This window comes from Aeromonas sp. MTB, assembly GCF_056632455.1.
The window spans coordinates 3,110,791-3,127,824 of record NZ_CP147026.1; the positions used below are offsets into that span (position 1 = coordinate 3,110,791).

General features: G+C 44.7%; 15 protein-coding genes. All 15 read right to left on the reverse strand.

The features are described 5' to 3' along the window. Window positions 1-66: 66 nt before the first annotated feature. The 15 genes from WBR25_RS14215 to WBR25_RS14285 all read right to left on the reverse strand — a co-directional run bounded on the left by WBR25_RS14215 (window position 67) and on the right by WBR25_RS14285 (window position 16,884). A complete protein-coding gene (locus WBR25_RS14215; RefSeq protein WP_201951813.1) occupies window positions 67-2,178 on the reverse strand; it encodes a YjbH domain-containing protein in 2,112 nt (703 codons plus the stop codon). Then, the gene (locus WBR25_RS14220) at window positions 2,178-2,924 is read right to left on the reverse strand and encodes a capsule biosynthesis GfcC family protein (RefSeq protein ID WP_479748345.1); all 747 of its coding nucleotides are present in this window, start codon (window positions 2,922-2,924) and stop codon (window positions 2,178-2,180) included. Before WBR25_RS14220 ends, WBR25_RS14215 begins: the two co-directional genes overlap by 1 nt. After that, on the reverse strand, window positions 2,921-3,565 hold the full coding sequence (locus WBR25_RS14225) for a YjbF family lipoprotein (RefSeq protein WP_100654156.1): 645 nt from the start codon (window positions 3,563-3,565) through the stop codon (window positions 2,921-2,923). Before WBR25_RS14225 ends, WBR25_RS14220 begins: the two co-directional genes overlap by 4 nt. Before the next feature lie 57 nt (window positions 3,566-3,622). Beyond that, a complete protein-coding gene (locus WBR25_RS14230; protein ID WP_150388737.1) occupies window positions 3,623-3,883 on the reverse strand; it encodes a hypothetical protein in 261 nt (86 codons plus the stop codon). A 280-nt stretch (window positions 3,884-4,163) separates the two neighbouring features. Further along, window positions 4,164-6,338, reverse strand: coding sequence for a polysaccharide biosynthesis tyrosine autokinase (locus WBR25_RS14235; protein WP_479748347.1), 2,175 nt, complete (start codon window positions 6,336-6,338; stop codon window positions 4,164-4,166). A gap of 62 nt (window positions 6,339-6,400) precedes the next feature. After that, window positions 6,401-6,829 (reverse strand): arsenate reductase/protein-tyrosine-phosphatase family protein, encoded by a 429-nt coding sequence (locus WBR25_RS14240; RefSeq protein ID WP_042018640.1) that lies wholly within the window; start codon window positions 6,827-6,829, stop codon window positions 6,401-6,403. A gap of 238 nt (window positions 6,830-7,067) precedes the next feature. Continuing rightward, window positions 7,068-8,183: a polysaccharide export protein gene (locus tag WBR25_RS14245; protein WP_429062540.1), complete on the reverse strand. Its 1,116-nt coding sequence runs from the start codon at window positions 8,181-8,183 to the stop codon at window positions 7,068-7,070. 321 nt (window positions 8,184-8,504) lie between these two features. Continuing rightward, complete coding sequence (locus WBR25_RS14250; protein ID WP_479748349.1) at window positions 8,505-9,671, reverse strand: nucleotide sugar dehydrogenase; 1,167 nt, start codon at window positions 9,669-9,671, stop codon at window positions 8,505-8,507. 12 nt (window positions 9,672-9,683) lie between these two features. Next, window positions 9,684-10,697 (reverse strand): NAD-dependent epimerase, encoded by a 1,014-nt coding sequence (locus tag WBR25_RS14255; protein WP_479748351.1) that lies wholly within the window; start codon window positions 10,695-10,697, stop codon window positions 9,684-9,686. Between the two features lie 8 nt (window positions 10,698-10,705). Next, entirely contained in the window at window positions 10,706-11,527 is an 822-nt protein-coding gene (locus tag WBR25_RS14260) for a glycosyltransferase (RefSeq protein WP_479748353.1), read from the reverse strand. Beyond that, complete coding sequence (locus WBR25_RS14265; protein WP_479748355.1) at window positions 11,514-12,773, reverse strand: hypothetical protein; 1,260 nt, start codon at window positions 12,771-12,773, stop codon at window positions 11,514-11,516. Before WBR25_RS14265 ends, WBR25_RS14260 begins: the two co-directional genes overlap by 14 nt. Window positions 12,774-12,803: 30 nt before the next feature. After that, complete coding sequence (locus tag WBR25_RS14270; protein ID WP_479748357.1) at window positions 12,804-13,850, reverse strand: EpsG family protein; 1,047 nt, start codon at window positions 13,848-13,850, stop codon at window positions 12,804-12,806. Window positions 13,851-13,852: 2 nt separating this feature from the next. Beyond that, window positions 13,853-14,767, reverse strand: coding sequence for a glycosyltransferase family 2 protein (locus WBR25_RS14275; protein WP_479748359.1), 915 nt, complete (start codon window positions 14,765-14,767; stop codon window positions 13,853-13,855). A gap of 1 nt (window position 14,768) precedes the next feature. Beyond that, the gene (locus tag WBR25_RS14280; RefSeq protein ID WP_479748361.1) at window positions 14,769-15,596 is read right to left on the reverse strand and encodes a polysaccharide pyruvyl transferase family protein; all 828 of its coding nucleotides are present in this window, start codon (window positions 15,594-15,596) and stop codon (window positions 14,769-14,771) included. Window position 15,597: 1 nt separating this feature from the next. Further along, entirely contained in the window at window positions 15,598-16,884 is a 1,287-nt protein-coding gene (locus tag WBR25_RS14285; RefSeq protein ID WP_479748363.1) for a lipopolysaccharide biosynthesis protein, read from the reverse strand. Window positions 16,885-17,034: the final 150 nt, after the last annotated feature.

Sequence of the window (17,034 nt, forward strand, 5' to 3'; positions counted from 1 at the left end):
GCGCTCTGAAAAAATGGTGTTTCATACAACCATATTCAGAGCGCTTTACTCAAGCTATAGCATTAATTAGTCAGGAAATGACGCGTTGCTACTCAAACTGTAAAGACTGTATTTTCTGGCCAACATCTGGCCCCCATCTCTGGTCAATGGCATCCAGCCAATCGAGCCTTTGCTGGTTGTCGGGCGAAGCAGCATCAAGTCGAAGGGAATCGTCACATAGATACCTTTAGTGAAACTCCCCTCTCCATACTCATCAGCAGACACATCAGTCAGCGTTGCAAACACCCCTGCCACAACGCCGGATGAGAAGCGTTTGGACAGATCCAGTGTCGCCCCGACATCCCCTGCCAGATAACGGCCAATAGAGAGCTGGGCAGTCACATCATCAACATAGGGCAGTTGCCAATAACCGGTCACATGGCCTGTTGCCACATCGTAATCGGCCATCCGCAAGGTATTGTTCCAATCCCGTTGCTTGACCCAGTTCACATCAGCCGCAATCGCCCATGAACGACCAAAAGGACGATACAGCAGTTCGGCACCACCACCGGCGTACATCATCTCCAGATAACCGGCATAAGCCTGACCATACCACTCAGGTGAGAACTGCTCGAAATGGGTCGCTTGCAGGTTGTTAAGCAATACATCGGAGGAGCTGACATACTCCCGGATCCAGGTTCTCACCCTGGGCAAAGCATCCCCGTCCAGCGGTGGATTCTTGTAATTGAACTTGTCGTAGTTATTGGCCAGGTTCACAAATACTGTGCCCCCCAGCCAGTTCTTCTCGGTCACCCGCCAATCACCATTGAAGTTGAGACCAAGCTGATACATGTAGAAAGACTCCGGCCCCCCAACAGACTGGTTCAACACAGGATCCACACTGTAACTCAGCGCCGAGCTGCGACTTTCATGGCGAACAGGTGCCGACGGTGCATTGGCTGCGATGACATCCGACTTATAAGTAGTCTCTTGTCCCAATGGGAGGTCACTGTTTGCCAACCGTACAGAGTCCATGTCCACTACAGTCTCACGGATATCGAGCCCTTTCTTCTGCTCAACGATATGCAGAGAGTGAACCGAAGCGGGCAACGCATTCGCGGCCAATAATGACATTCGATCTTCGGCTTCATCTGGCTTGCGATACTTCAGCTGCTCACCGCTGACAAAAACACGATCGTCCGTGCCATACCAGACCAGATCACGATATCCGGCATTGCTTTTCGTCTGCCCACTGAGTGCAGCCCAATCGACATCATCCAGTTGGGCCGGACTCTTTTCCGGTTGATACTCAGGCCGGGGCTCATCCAGATGGGCCTGCTGCAACTCATTAAAGTTGGTCCGCATAGTAATACCCCACATCAGGGTATTGCCACGCTGATAGCTGAGATGAGTATCCATATTATCGAAAATACGATACACGGCACCTATGTTGACTGGTGAGCTATGCGGCAAGGCTCCATAGCCGCCTTTGCTGTTACGGGCTGCATACTCACGGCTGTAATCATTACCGTCATATTCCAGTTTCAGACGCAAAGGGCGCCATGGCGTCTGATACTCGATACCGCCAAACAAGGCCGCCGGGCCGTGGAACAGACTATCGACCTCAAATTTGCCGCCATTGCCCGCATAACCATCATTACGCTGGCACCAACTCTCTTTGTATTCACAGAAGGGGTTCTTGATATTGCCGCTCTCGGCCATATTCCCCCAGCCCATTCCAAGGGTGAAATCAAACGGGCCATAACGTTTACTGGCAACAACGTACTCGCTATCGAACAGGCCTGTCCCCATCAAGTCTCTGAAGCCCAATGATACTTGGGGTAAGTAATCAGACTCTTGCCAAAGTCGGAATTTAAAATCCATCGACTTGTCTTTATAAGTCTGATCCCCGCTGAACTGCTCGTAAGGGCTATACAGGCGAGTTCTGACATCGGTATAACGCAGCGTGGCCTCAAACCAGTCAAAGGGCTGCATGGAGATCGACCAGCGTCGATACTCTTCGTTATCCATGTAGTTGAAACTGAACTCGCCTTCTGCGGCCATTCTGGCACTGGGCATCTGCAGCAGACCTGCCCCACCGAAATCACTTTGCGATGGGCCATAGGGATCATTCGCCCCGGGTGCAGCAACACAAACGGTCGAGACGGCCAGGGCTATATATGAAAGTTTTGGAATCATTAATGAGGCACCCTGTTTGCAATTATCTCGGCGATCCGCTGATTTATTCCGGCAAATGAAGAGGGCAACAGGTCAGGATCAAACCCGACCAGCAGTGCAGCCCCCGCCATGGGTTCACGATGAAGCTTGTTCCAGACGGCAACGGGGACCATATCAATATCACCGGTTGGCTGGATCAACAGCAGATGAGCAGAGTCGGCCCCCTCCAGCAGCGCATCACGCTTCCAATATTCATCAACACCTGCACCGGGAACCAGAGGCAACGTGGGGAGCGCTTCCATCAGGCCAAACATGGCAACCTGAGGCTGGCGGGCAGCAACAAACAGTCGGTAGTTGCCTTCCAGGCGAGGGTTATCCTGCGGGGAGCGCTGGGCATTGTCAGGATCAACTATCACAGGCAAGCGGCCGGTAACGGTGATGCCTTCGAGTTGATGTGCAAGACGAGTAGCAGAAGAGGCTCGTTGAGCCTCACCTTCGCTACGCCATATGCTCGCCAGACTCTCCAACTCACGGATCACCGCCGCTTGCTTGAGCTCAAACTCATGTTGACGGGCCGGTGTCGTAATCTGGGCAGAGCGCCAATAGATGGGTGATGACAGCAGCTTGTTTCTCAGCAAGGCGTCAAGGCGTGCCCCTTCACTCAAGGTGATGGGATCTTGAAGACGCCCCTGATAGTAAATGCTGACACTGGTATCCGCGAAGCAAGCACCGGACAGCAATAAAAGAGATAGGGTCAGTTTTTTCATGACGAGAATGGCTTCAAAATGGTGAGTTCAATGACCGGCAGATCAGGGCCGAGATGTTGCTGGGTTTTTACTACCTGTCCATTAACCGGATCTCGCCAGAAAACGTTGGTCCAGGATTTCCCCCCCGGGAACATTGAAACCGTCTCTTCAAAACGCGTAGCTGAAACTCGGCGCGTCACCAGATCCAGCTCATCCTGTCCGGCACGGACCATCTTCCCTTCAAGACGGTAACCGCTGAGATAGCGCTGTTCCCACTCTGACAAGGCACTCCAGTTGGCAGATGAGGTTGCAGCCATCGACAGTGGGTCGGCAGAACCACTCTCGCTCATGACCAGGTCATTTTCCATACCGACAGTTTTAATGACCCTACCGTGGCGGGTAATAATCATGACCCGATCGGCTGTCAGCCAGGAGAGTTCATCTCCATTGACATAAGCCAATACCACAAAGATCCGCGGGTTATCACCGATTTTCAGATAAGCGCTTGCATAAGGCAGTTTATTGACATGCTCGGCACTGACGGTCACATCATCAGCCCCCAACACGGCATATTTGATAGTTTCGCTCGTCACAGAAGCAGTATTTGAACAACCGGTGAGAGATAACAAACCAAGAAAAACAAGATTGCGCGATAAAGACATAGAGTGACCACAGTGACATATAAAAAAATAAGGCTGCCAAAGCAGCCCTATATCATATTAACGAGTACTGGTTGTGGTTCCGGTACCACGGCCGGCATCATCGTTGGAGTTGGCATTTGCAATGGCAACACCAGCAACAACCGCAGCACCTACACCAACGGCAACAATGGTGCCAGTCCCGATGGCAGCAGCACTGGCAGCACCAGCACCAGCGGCACCGGCAGAACCGGTGGATGCGGCAGCAGCAGCTTCTTCAGCAGCCATCACACCATGAGAGAATGCCATGGCAGCAGCCAGAATCAGGGCGGTTTTTTTCATTTCATCTTTCCTTGTTTATTGTCTACTTGTGGCTCGGAGAAAATATGGCATGACAACAATGCTATTACCATATATCCCTTTACCAACGCATTGCCATGTTCACAAAAAGTTAAGTAACTCATTGTAAACATAGATAATTGCAAATATAGCATACCATCGGGACGCTATTATTGCACTGAAATACAGGTTGCATTCGAAAACTATTTTATGGTGGTCATAAAAAAGGTGCGCCATGAAGACGCACCCTGCATTCACCTATTGCGGTTATCCAAACAGCATGTCAGGCTTTTTCCTTGCTGCCATAACTGTATTGATAATATCCGTAGTTACCGTAATAACTGCTCGCCTTCTTCTCGACCGCGTTGAGCAAGATCCCCTTGATAGCGACCCCGTTTTGCTCAAAGCGGCGAATGGCCACCTCCACCTCTTTGACCGCAGTCTTGGCGAAGCGGGCAACCAGCAAGGATGCCCCCACATGCTGACCAACGATGGCCGCATCGGTGACCGCCAGGATGGGAGGGGAGTCAACGATGACAAAATCGTAGTGCTCGCTCGCCCAATCCAGCAGCGCTTTGAAACGAGGGTGCATCAACAGCTCGGAAGGGTTGGGTGGCACAGCCCCACGACAGACAAAATCAAGGCCATCAAACCCGGTCTGACTCACAACCTGTGCCAGCTCCGTCTGACCCGCCAGGTAGGCACTCAGACCGGCGCCCATCTCCTGCCCCATGACCTTCTGCATATAGCCTTTGCGCAAGTCGGCATCGATAACCAGCACCTTCTTGCCGCCCAGAGCCAACGTGGCAGCGAAGTTGGTCGACACGAAGGTTTTGCCAAGACCCGGGCCGGGGCCCGAGATCATCACTATGTTGTTTTTGGCTTCCATCATGGCGAAATGGAGGCTGGTTCGCAGACTACGCAGTGACTCCATCGCCAAATCGGCCGGATTTCGCGCAGCCAGCAAGGCTTCGTTGAGAGGCATTGCCTGCCGCCGCTTCTTCTGCTGCTGCTCGATGGTGGCCTGCTCAGAGGAGTAGGGGATGGTGGCATAGACCGACAGCCCCATCTCTTCCAACTGTTCCGGGCTTTCCACACCACGGTGGAAGGCAGCGCGCACCAGGATCAACCCCACCGACAGCATGCCACCCAGCAGTGTCGCCAGTACCACGATCAGCGGTTTCTTCGGCTTGACGGCACGGGTTTCAACGGCGGCATCATCGATGATCCGCACATTGCCGATAGTGCCCGCCTTCATGATATTGAGCTCCTGCTGCTTGTTGAGCAGCTGGACGAAGATCTCCTGACCGACCTGTACATCACGGGTCAGACGCAAAATCTCCTGCTGGGTTTTTGGCAGACGCTTGATCGACTTGTTGATCGCATTTTTGGTATTCATCAAGGTCTGGCGCTTTTCCATCAGGGCGATGTAAGCGGGGTGCTGGCGGGTATAGAGTTGCTGCAACTCCGCTTCCCGGAAGGTCAACTCATTGAGCTGCTTCTCGAGGCCCACCATGGTATCCAGTGCGGCTTTCGCTTCCAGCGACAGATCGACCGACTCATTCTGCTGGCGATAAACATTCAACTGCTCTTCAGAACGATTCAGCTCCTCCTTAACCTGAGGGAGATGCGTCTGCAAGAAATCCAGGCTCTTCTGGGCCTCTTCGGTTTTGCGTACCACATTCTGCTGCAGATAGTTCTGGCTGATGTTGTCGAGCACCGCACGAATGCGGCCCTTGTCATCCCCTTCCAGCGCCAGCGAGATGATCCCGGTATTTTTGCCCTTTTCACTGACCTGAAGATCACGCTGCAACTCGGCAATCACATCCAGTACCGGTTGTTTGACCAGCGTGAATACCTGCCCCTCATCGGCTGCCACATCAGACAGCAGCAGGGTGACATCCTCTTTTTCAAGCAGCTTGCCTACCTGACCTTCCAGCACCCGCCCCTCAACCTCAAGGGTAAAGTGCTTGTCTTCACCCAAGGTCAATGTGAGCGGTACATCCAACAATTCAGGCGCAACTTCAAAACGGCTTACTGCCATCTTGGGATAGGGATGCCCCATCAGCCGTGACAGACCACGGCCAACCAGCGGGAAGAAATTAGGAGTCACTACGGTATCGAGGTGAAGCTCTTGTACCGTACGGCCAAGCACCATACGAGAAGTCAGCAGCTCAATTTCGGCGGCAGCATCGGGCTGTTCACCGCCCAATACGTCAGCCATATCCCCGAGCAGCGCAGCACCACTGGCTTTTTTCTCCACCTGCAACAAGGCGTTTGCCTTGAAGACCGGGGTCGCCAACAGGGCGTATGCAACGCCAAGAACCATAAACAGAGCGGTGATCGTCACAATCCACCAACGGCCATCGATCAGGTAACCCAGCAGGCGCCCCAGATCGATCTCGTCATTCTCCACCGCGGCACTGCTCTGCCGGGACGAAACAGAAGAAGTCGTCATTAAACACAATCCATTTTTATAGTCAGATACAACCCAAACACCACCAGACGCTGCGGATGTCGTTACAGTTTTTTCGCCCACCCATCGGCGCTACGCACCAACAGCTGGTAAACATGTTCGTAAGCTTCCCGACTCAGACGATAGGGATCGGGCACTTCACTCTCCCCCTGCCAGTGGCCAAACAGCATGGTTTTGCCACGAGCCCCCGGGTCGATGGCCGTGACGGCAGAGATATGCCCTTTCTCCATCACCAGGATCAGATCGGCATCCTGACAGAGTTCGCGGGTCAGTTGGCGCGCCGAGTGTCCCTCTAGGGAAAGCCCATGCTGCTGCGCCACCTCGCTCGCGACCTTGTCGGCCGGCTTGTCAACCAGGGCACTGACCCCGGCAGAACTGACCTGACGGCCGGGCAAACGCTCGCGAAGCAGTCGTTCACCGGTTGGGGAGCGGCAAATATTGCCCACACACACCACAAGAATTTTTTCAAACATATCGCTGTCGCTCTCTAAAAATAAAATCTGCAGCCACCGCCCCTCACTACGTGCATCTTGCTGAAGGAAGGCGGATAGAGGGCATACTGCCCTGCCCTATCCCCCGTTTCTCACCGTATCAAGGCAACAAACAACCGGAGATAAGGGAGGCATCAGCCCCCCCCCCCTCAATGCCGTCTCCCTGAGGGAGTGCGGCTACACGTCAATCGAGCGGGAGAGGTTAAGCAACATCACGGTCTTACCAGTTGCGAACCCGCAGCATGCCTTCGGTCAGCTCATTAAAGCCGTTGATGGATGGCACCAGCTGACTCAACACGCGATTCCAACGCGTCACCGGCGCCGTGGTGACATAGACCACGTCATAAGGTTGCAACGCAAACTCGGTCCCCATCACCAGCGCGGTGGCATCACTCAGGTCGAGCTGATAAATGGCGGCTTTCTCTTGGGCTTTCGCGGCGGGGCGCAATACGAAAATGCCGGTCGCATTGGCGGCATTCTGGTTAAGGCCTTCTGCGGTGCTCAACGCTTCGGTCAGGCTCATCCCCTCACGGCCAATGGTCAGGGTCGATGCCTTGTTGACCTCACCCATCACAAAAACTTTCTGGGCATCGTTGCGCGGCACATAGAGCATGTCGCCGTCACGCATCAACTGATTGTGAGAGAGATCCCCATACTGCAGCAGATCCTGCATGGAGAGCGGGAACTCCTTGCCCTGGCGGGTCAACACCACATGGTGCCAATCTGCGGTCGGGGTCAACCCGCCAGCCAGATTGAAGGCATCGAGCAGGGTCATCGGCACATTGGTGATAGGCTGGGCGCCCGGCTTGGTCACCTCACCGGAGATATAAACCTTCTGGGAGCGGAACGCCGCAATGCTCACATCCACCTGCGGGCTCTCGATAAACTGGGCCAGGCGCTTGGCGATATCGGTACGGATCTCTGCCACAGTTTTCCCCACCACGTCCACCTTGCCAATATAGGGGTAGAAGATGGTGCCATCGGCATGCACCCAGTTGCCCGCTTCGCTGGCACTGCGGTAAGAACCGGCCGGGATGGTCAACTCGGGGTGATCCCACACGGTGACATTGAGGATGTCGCCTACACCAATCCGGTACTCGTAACGGCTGATCTCGCTATTGAGCTCGGGGTTGGCCTTACCCACCACCGGCGCCTTGCGCAGCTGGCTGATCAACGCCGGTGTAACCGGATAGACATCTGCCAGCTGATCAACATCAACGGAACCTGTAGCCACCTCGGTTTTGCCACTGGTGGAAAGATTGGTACCGGGCACCACAGTGCACGCACTGAGCAGGGCCACGGCCGACAACAGAGGAATGAGCTGAATCCTTTTCACTACCACACCTTATTAAGCTTGCCATCAAGAACTGAACGGAAAAATCGCCGTATGATAGCGGAAAACACGGAGAATTCTGAGATAAATTTACGGATAAAATCACAGTAACAATGGAACCGCTCAATATGAGCAGAACACTGACAATTCAATGGATATATACCCATTTTCAAGCACACCATCCTTGGTGCTGATATTAAAATCAGCCCTGATTTGCCAAAAGATTGAACCAGATATGTAATTGAATCATATCAACGTGATATTTAACGGCTTATTTACAATACAATGCGGTTCCCCCTGCTTGAGGGAACCGCTGTCGACATATTAGTCACTACCAAACAGATCGCGGGTATATACCTTGTCTGTCACATCGCTCAGCTCTTCAACCATACGGTTGGCCAATATCACATCACAACTCTCTTTGAATTGCGCCAGATCGGTCATGACTTTAGAGCGGAAAAACTCGGGCTCGTTCAAGGTGGGCTCATAAATAACCACTTCAATCCCTTTCGCCTTGATCCGCTTCATAACCCCTTGAATGGCAGAAGCACGGAAGTTATCTGACCCCGCCTTCATAACTAGTCGATAGACACCCACTCGTTTTGGATTCTTGCGGATCACCGAGTCGGCAACAAAATCCTTACGCGTGGTATTGGAATCAACAATCGCCCGGATCAGGTTATTCGGTACCTGGCTGTAGTTGGCCAGCAACTGCTTGGTATCTTTCGGCAAGCAGTAACCGCCATAACCAAATGAGGGATTGTTATAATGGCTGCCAATACGCGAGTCCAGGCAAATACCATCGATAACCTGACGACTATCGAGGCCATGGTGCTGGGCATAGGTATCGAGCTCATTAAAAAAGGCAACCCGCATCGCCAGATAGGTATTGGCAAACAGCTTGATCGCCTCGGCCTCGGTGCTGTCGGTAAACAGCACAGGCACATCTTTCTTGATCGCCCCTTCCAATAGCAAATTGGCGAACACGTGAGCCCGCTCGGAACGTTCACCCACTACAATACGAGACGGGTGCAGGTTGTCGTAAAGGGCGCGCCCTTCACGTAAAAACTCCGGCGAGAAAATAAGATTGTCACACCCCAACTCTTCACGCAGGCGAGCGGTAAAGCCGACCGGAATGGTGGATTTGATCACCATCACCGCCTCGGGATTAATCGCCATCACATCCTTAACTACCGACTCCACCGTGCTGGTATTGAAGTAGTTGGTTTCAGGATCGTAATCGGTAGGCGTCGCAATAATAACGAAATCCGCCCCTTGATAAGCCTCTTCTTTATTAAGGGTGGCGCGCAGATTCAGATCATGGCTTGTCAGATAGCTCTCAATCTCTTTATCAACAATAGGGGAGCGCCCCTGGTTGATCATCTCAACCTTGCTGGCGATCACATCGACGGCCACCACTTCATGGTGTTGTGACAGCAATACTGCGTTGGAAAGACCCACATATCCCGTACCACAAATAGCAATCTTCACAGCTAACCTCGCTTACTGCTGAACTTTATAATAATTTTTATACCAATCGACAAATGCCTGAACACCCTGTTCAACCGACATGGCGGGCCGATAACCCGTGGTTTTGAACAGATCTTCAGTATCCGCCCAGGTTGCGTACACATCACCCGCTTGCATCGGCATCATATTTTTGATCGCCTCGATACCCAGTGCCTTTTCAAGAGCATCAATAAAGCTCATCAATTTAACCGGGCTGCCATTACCGATATTGAAGATACGATAAGGGGCACTGCTGTCAGCGGGTGAGCCTTTCTCTGACTGCCAGTCAGGGTTAGCCACCGGTACGACATCTGCAATGCGCAAAATCCCCTCAACAATATCGTCGATATAGGTAAAATCACGGCTCAGTTGGCCATTGTTATAAACATCGATGGGCTGGCCGGCCAGCATCGCCTTGGTAAACTTGAACAGCGCCATATCCGGGCGACCCCAAGGGCCATAGACGGTAAAAAAGCGCAGACCCGTGGTCGGAATGCCATACAGATGTGAATAGGTATGGGCCATCAACTCATTGGCTTTTTTCGACGCTGCATAAAGCGATACCGGATGATCAACCGCATCGGTCGTGGCAAATGGCATTTTGCCATTCATCCCATAGACAGAGCTGGAAGAGGCATAAACCAGATGTTTGACACCGTTATGACGACACCCTTCGAGAATGGCAAGGTGCCCCACCAGATTGCTGTCTGCATAGGCAAATGGATTCTCAAGGGAATAGCGTACCCCGGCTTGCGCCGCCAGATGGATGACCCGATCGAAATGTTCTTTGGCAAACAGTTCCGCCATTGCCTCGCGATCGGCCAGATCAATTTTACGAAACACAAAATTGCTTTCACCCGCCAGTCTGGCCAGACGGCTCTCTTTTAATGAGACTTCGTAATAATCATTCAGATTATCGATACCGATAACAGTATGACCTTGCTGACAAAGACGCTGACTAACAGCACTACCAATAAATCCTGCGGCACCCGTGACTAGATACTTCATTAACAACCTCATCGAAAATATTTATAAACAACCTTTTTAATAAAGGATGGTGATAGTCGTAGAATGAACAACATCACGACATGTATCATATTGGCAACATTAACAACCTTCAATTTATTAAATGCATATAGTCTAGAGTTAAATTCATTCATAGCCTTTTGCCATCCGCGTCTAGAATGGAAATTTTCATCTATGCGAAAATATAACAACGGTTTATTAATATTTGAAAACTTTTTCCCCGCAGCGATCAAATCAACCCACAGATAATAATCTTGAGTATTCATCAACGAATCTTTGTATCGTAGACCTTCGTCAAACAATGAAGTTCTAAATAAAACTGAGGGATGATTAAATGGACATTTCTTAATTATTTTTTTTAAAATAACTTCATGAGATGAATCCATCTTTTTATAAAAAACATGGTTGCCATCACGATCGATTTCAATAACATCACTCCCAACAACATCGATCGTAGGATTTTTTTTAAGGAAATTAACCTGTGTTGCAATCCGATTAGGTGCAGAAACATCATCGGCATCCATTCTAGCAATAAAATTATAGATGCCAATTTTCAAGACATTATCAATGGAGTTGTTAAGGCGAGTTGCAAGGCCTCTATTTTCTTTGTGAAAGAAAACGAATACTCTTTCATTATGAGCATAATTTGATAACAACAACTCTAGTTCTAGTGATACTAAACCATCTACTTGTATGAAAATATCAACATGGATATACGTCTGACCTATTATGCTATCTATCGCTTGCCTAAGAAACATCACTGTATCTGATTTATAGACGGACATTATTACTGCAACTCTATCTAACTCCATCTTTATCCCCAATTAGTAGAGAAATAATTTGCCCTCTTGTGTAACCATTGGCATTCAAATAGCCTGAAAAATTTAGTAACTCCAATAACGCTCTTTTCTTAACTGAGCTAGGGATTAATTTGACTTTCAAAATCTGCATAATCACCTCTGTATCAACATAATTGTTAAGAATTGGAATAAACTTATCAACATCCAAGTCAATAAATAAATCTACACCACGCTTCTCTTGCTTCCAAGACAACTCATCTTGAAGAACCCGTCTCAATATTAATTTGTTCTTTAACGCGTTGAAATCAAATTTATGTTCGGATGGGAGGTTAAAACAATAGTTTGCCAAGATAGAATCTGTCCAAGGATAAATAATGTCAGCCCCATGAGCGTAGGCTGCAACCTTGGTTTTACCAATCATACATTGATGATCATGAAATGAGCCTCGGCTAAAAGCTCTAAAATCAATATATTCGGCATCTGATTTTATTTTAATTTTCGAAAAATATGAATTTAAATCATACGAGTTTTTAAAACCAAAAAAACATGAAATAGCAGAGAGGTCACCTTGTGATTCTGCAGGTGAGCGAATGTACCAATTAACAAATCTTGGTAAAAATTTATTAAACTTCCACAATCCAAATTTAGATATAATAAAAGAATGTCTCTGTGACTTAGATGGTAAGTATCCTAAATGTTCATCATTCCCTAGTCCATCAATCAACTGACATGTATTTGGATCTATCTTTTCTTTTTCAAAAAACAAATCGAGACCACCAAGGAAAAAAATCATTCCTTGATCTAAGACAGGATTCTTCATTAGCCTACATGATTTCATGAAAAGCGCATGATCAAATGAGTTTATAATTTCATCAATTTCAATGAAATATGGTATATGTCCCATTAAAGCGCATTTTTCCTCGATAACTTTCTTTAACGAATCATCATTTTTCCTTAAAAGAGTCAAGGTTTTACAGTGAAGATTCATTTTAGATAGTGCGAGAGCAAGACTCATTGAGTCTTTACCATCACTGAGCAATAAAATTGGCTCTTTACTTCCATCTAAATTTCGTCGTAAAGCCGCAATTAATTCATCCATTATCTTAGATGGGTCAGAGGTCCCTTTATAATATTCACTTGCTTGTCTATAATTATACCGAGCATACGAATTTAGTCCATTTTCAGACGCATTATGATGTATATCTGAAGGACAGACCATATATTTTGCATATGTTTCAATTTCAGAACGATTTAACACAATTACCTCTAACTATGACTGTGACTGTGACTATAAAATTTGGAAATTAAAAGAGTATGGCACCAAATTAAACTTTTCCCCACCGATTAATACGGTAGATGAAAAATATAAAATTGAAACAATCACCACCCCTGTATAATAAAATAATTTAACACTTAAACTTTTAAACACGAAGGGCGCATTTGCCAATAACACAATTACTATTGGAGTAAAATAGCTACTCATTCTAATAACAGGTGCAGATGGGAGTGATGACATCAACGGTGTAATTGAAATCAACGAACCAATTAACAACATATTATATGTTACATTCTCGTCTTTACATTTCCCTTGATACCTTTTTTCAATAAAGCAATAAAAAGCAAATATCAATGGAAATATTAAAGCCTTAAAATTATTACCATCTGTAACTAATGCATCAGAAAAATATTTCTCCGGAAATCCTAAAGCTCGCCCCACAAATGGCAAAAAATTAATAAGACCAATATATAAAACTGATATAATAACCGCTCTTTTGTTATTTATTTTTATATTAAGAAGAAAATAGACTGGCAACATCAATAGAACTGTTTTATGAATGAATGATGCTGCAACAATCAAAGTAAAATATGAGATAAAGTTATTTGCCAAAATGAATCTAATTGAGTATAAAAAAATGCTAACAGCTATAAATTGACGCACACCATTAAATGAGGCCAAGTAAAATATAGGAAACAAATAAAAAATAACAACTGAAAGAGTATATTGCTTGGAATGCTTTATTATAAATAGATAAAAAAATGTTAATGTAAGCAAACTGCTTATTAAAAAAATTGATTGTTCCTCAAAACCTGATGATGTGAGAAATCTCACCATCAACTCAAAGCCAGGTTCCATATATGTGTCATGCCCGTCCCTTATCAACTCTATAAAATATAAATAGGTATTAAAATCTGTACCAACTTTATATCTAAAACCAGATACAAGAAGCAACGCAAAAATGAGTGTAACAGAAACCAACAAATCAACACCTCTAACTATAGAGGTAATAAAAAAACAAAATATACACAAGAATAGAACTAGAATATATACTTCCATTTTTATCTACCCTTTTTATGTTTATAATAGATTATATCTATAATAATTCTAGGTAAAAACATAAATGGTAAAAATAAAGATGTATATGCCGGCGATATTTTAAATGCTTGTAAAAAAGTCTCAAACGCTGTTCTTTTATTCCCTTCCTTGATTCTAAACAAAAAGCTATTTCTAAATAAAATAAGAAGATATTTTTTTAAATTAATATTTTTACTATATTCAAACTCTGTTATTCTTAGCAGTGGATATAATATATCATTCACTCTCGACAAACGAGATTCATCAGGAAATTGATTAATTGTAACCAATGGCTTATTTACAAAACATACAGAATAAGATAAGGCCATTTTTATCCATAAATACAAATCCTCTCCATATTTTACGCCTTCAGGAAAACCTCCCACCATTAAGAAGAATTTTTTATTAACAATAACCTTAGAGCTATTTACTACTGAATATTTTTGAACTAAATGAAAGAAATCAACTTCATCAGAAAAATTCTTATCCAGTGGACATTTTGCGATAAATCGTTGCATGCCATTACGATTAATCACATGATTACAGGAATACATTCCTGAATTAGGATTGGCCTCTATTAAAGAAGCCATTTCAAATAAATATTCAGTATCCCATGAATCATCAGCATCTAGGAAAGCGATATACTCTGAATTTGATTTCTTCACTCCCATATTACGAGCAACTGAGACACCACTATTTTTTATATCAAATACTCTTATACTTACATCAGTAAGTATATCAGAAATCACTTCGTTAATTAGTTCTAGGCTCTTATCTGTAGAACCATCGTTTACAACGATAAGTTCTTTTGGTTTCAACTTTTGAGACAATACAGAGTTAACAGCCTGTACTATGAACTTTTCCTTATTAAAAAGCGGAATAACAACTGAAATATCCATCTTATTCGAAGTACTCTATAATAGTCTCTAACATCTTATTGTAGTTAGGATTTATTGAAACAAACGCATTGCGTTCAGCATTTTCGATATCATTAATTGTTTTACATACTATCGGTGATTGTTTTTTTCTATCCATAACGGAATAATAGTCTCGAAACTTAAAATCACCACCAACAATATTATCACTAAATTTAATCCAATTATTTTTTACAGAGAGACCATCTGAAAATATTAATCCATGTAACGATGATGATAATATTGACCTGCAACTAATAATATTCTCACACACAGCCTTATAGTCGTCTTTGATATTTATTATCATAAATCGTTCATCATTTCCCAATAATTCCTTAGCTCTATCATAGTCTACAAAATGAGGGATAATACCTATTTTATCCTTTTTTTGATTTTGTTCACGAATGTCCGTATTTATACAAAACACCTCTTTAACTAGTAAACCTGGATCGCCTAAGAAAACTGGGTCAGCACTTTGATCTATTTCATGTATTCTTTTAAGAGTCAGCAATCCCCTGCAACCTACTAATTTCTTGAATGGCCTAAACTTTATACTTTCAGAAATTAACCCAGCCCCGATCACAATACTACTTTTATTTGCACGACTTAAAATACTACCGCAAAATAGGTAGTGCTCACTACTACCTATAGTATATTTTGCAACTGATTTTTTAAAAAAGTCTTCCACAAATGCCCTATTAAATGAATCACCAGCATTTTCCTCAACACAATAATTGAGTTTCAATTCATTATTTGATGTAATATATTGCATCAATAACTCTTTAGACTTTATTTTAATTGTTTTTAGCTTCATTTCATCCTCTCACTACATAAAATGCGGCAGCGACACCTAATCTTGATTTCGCAAAATACAAAGAAGCAGCATTCTGAATAATTATAATAATGGATGCAGAAATAACCGCACCCATCAGACCATAAATAGGTGTCAATATATATAGGGTTATAAGCCCTATAATATTAGAAAAAATCATCGTCTTAGTTAAGACTTTCTCAAACCCGCACATTTTTAATATTGACGCAACACTACCAGTTGAAACATTAAAAAAGCTGGCTGATGCAAGTATTAACAACAAATAAGGGGGGATTATAACTTCTTTCCCAAATATACTCATAATCTCATTTGGGTAGAATAAGAATATAATGTAAATCGGCAGTGATAGTAACATGGCATATTTTGATGTGAGCACTGAAATCTTTTCCAAATTACTAATCGAGTTTTCCTTAAATAAACCTGTTATATATGCTGGCATAACAGCATTTAATATAATCAGTGAGAATGATATAAACACGCAAATTTGTTGCATGACTCTAAATATTGCAACATCTTTAGGATCCAACACATAACCTAAATAAAGTGAAATAAGACTGGTACTGACTAACCCACATAAAACCATGATATAGAATGACCAGTTTTTCCCTAGGAATAAACTAAATAAGACTCCATTTGGTTTTATTAAAGTCTTTGGAATTTCATTTTTTAAATTCAGCAGCCCTATTAATGAAACAATACTAGTTGACAGACCATAAACCACAGCAAAACTATGCACTATATCAATATCAAGTGCGCGACTTGACAATATAATCACAATACATATTATTGAAACCACCCCATTTTCCAATAGAACTGAATAAGCAGGTTTTTTCACCCCTCTCATAAAACCTGACAGCAATAAATTAATTAAGCACGATGTAACACTTACTAAAAAAAACACCTTATTATTAAATATAATAGAATATTTATCAACAAGAACAGTAGAAAATGGATAGATGTAAATAAAGGCTGAAAATAAAAATAGTAGTGTACCTGATAGTAGTAAGGCATAGAGTAATAAATATGACACATTAAACTCATCTATATACTTACTACTAAATAGAACGAGTGTTTCATTCATCCCCAACGTTAGTATAACACTTACAGTAACTACGGCCATTTGAAAAATAAAAAAATCACCTAAAATCGACATTCCATAGTAGTTTCCAATAAGCCAAGAAAGACATACGCCCCCAAAAGACACGCATATCTTTGCCAAAAATGTCGACATTAATGATTTTAACAGTGCATTTTCTTTTAATATTTTCATTATCCCTACCATTATGGTTTAGACTGGCGAAAATGTGTGTCAAAAAACGTCATTATGATCCTGATACCAGATACAGCCGTAATTTATTTAGATAAGGAAAATAAGATTTCGCTTTATGTATTAGCTTGCTTTCACGTCATAATTGTGAAA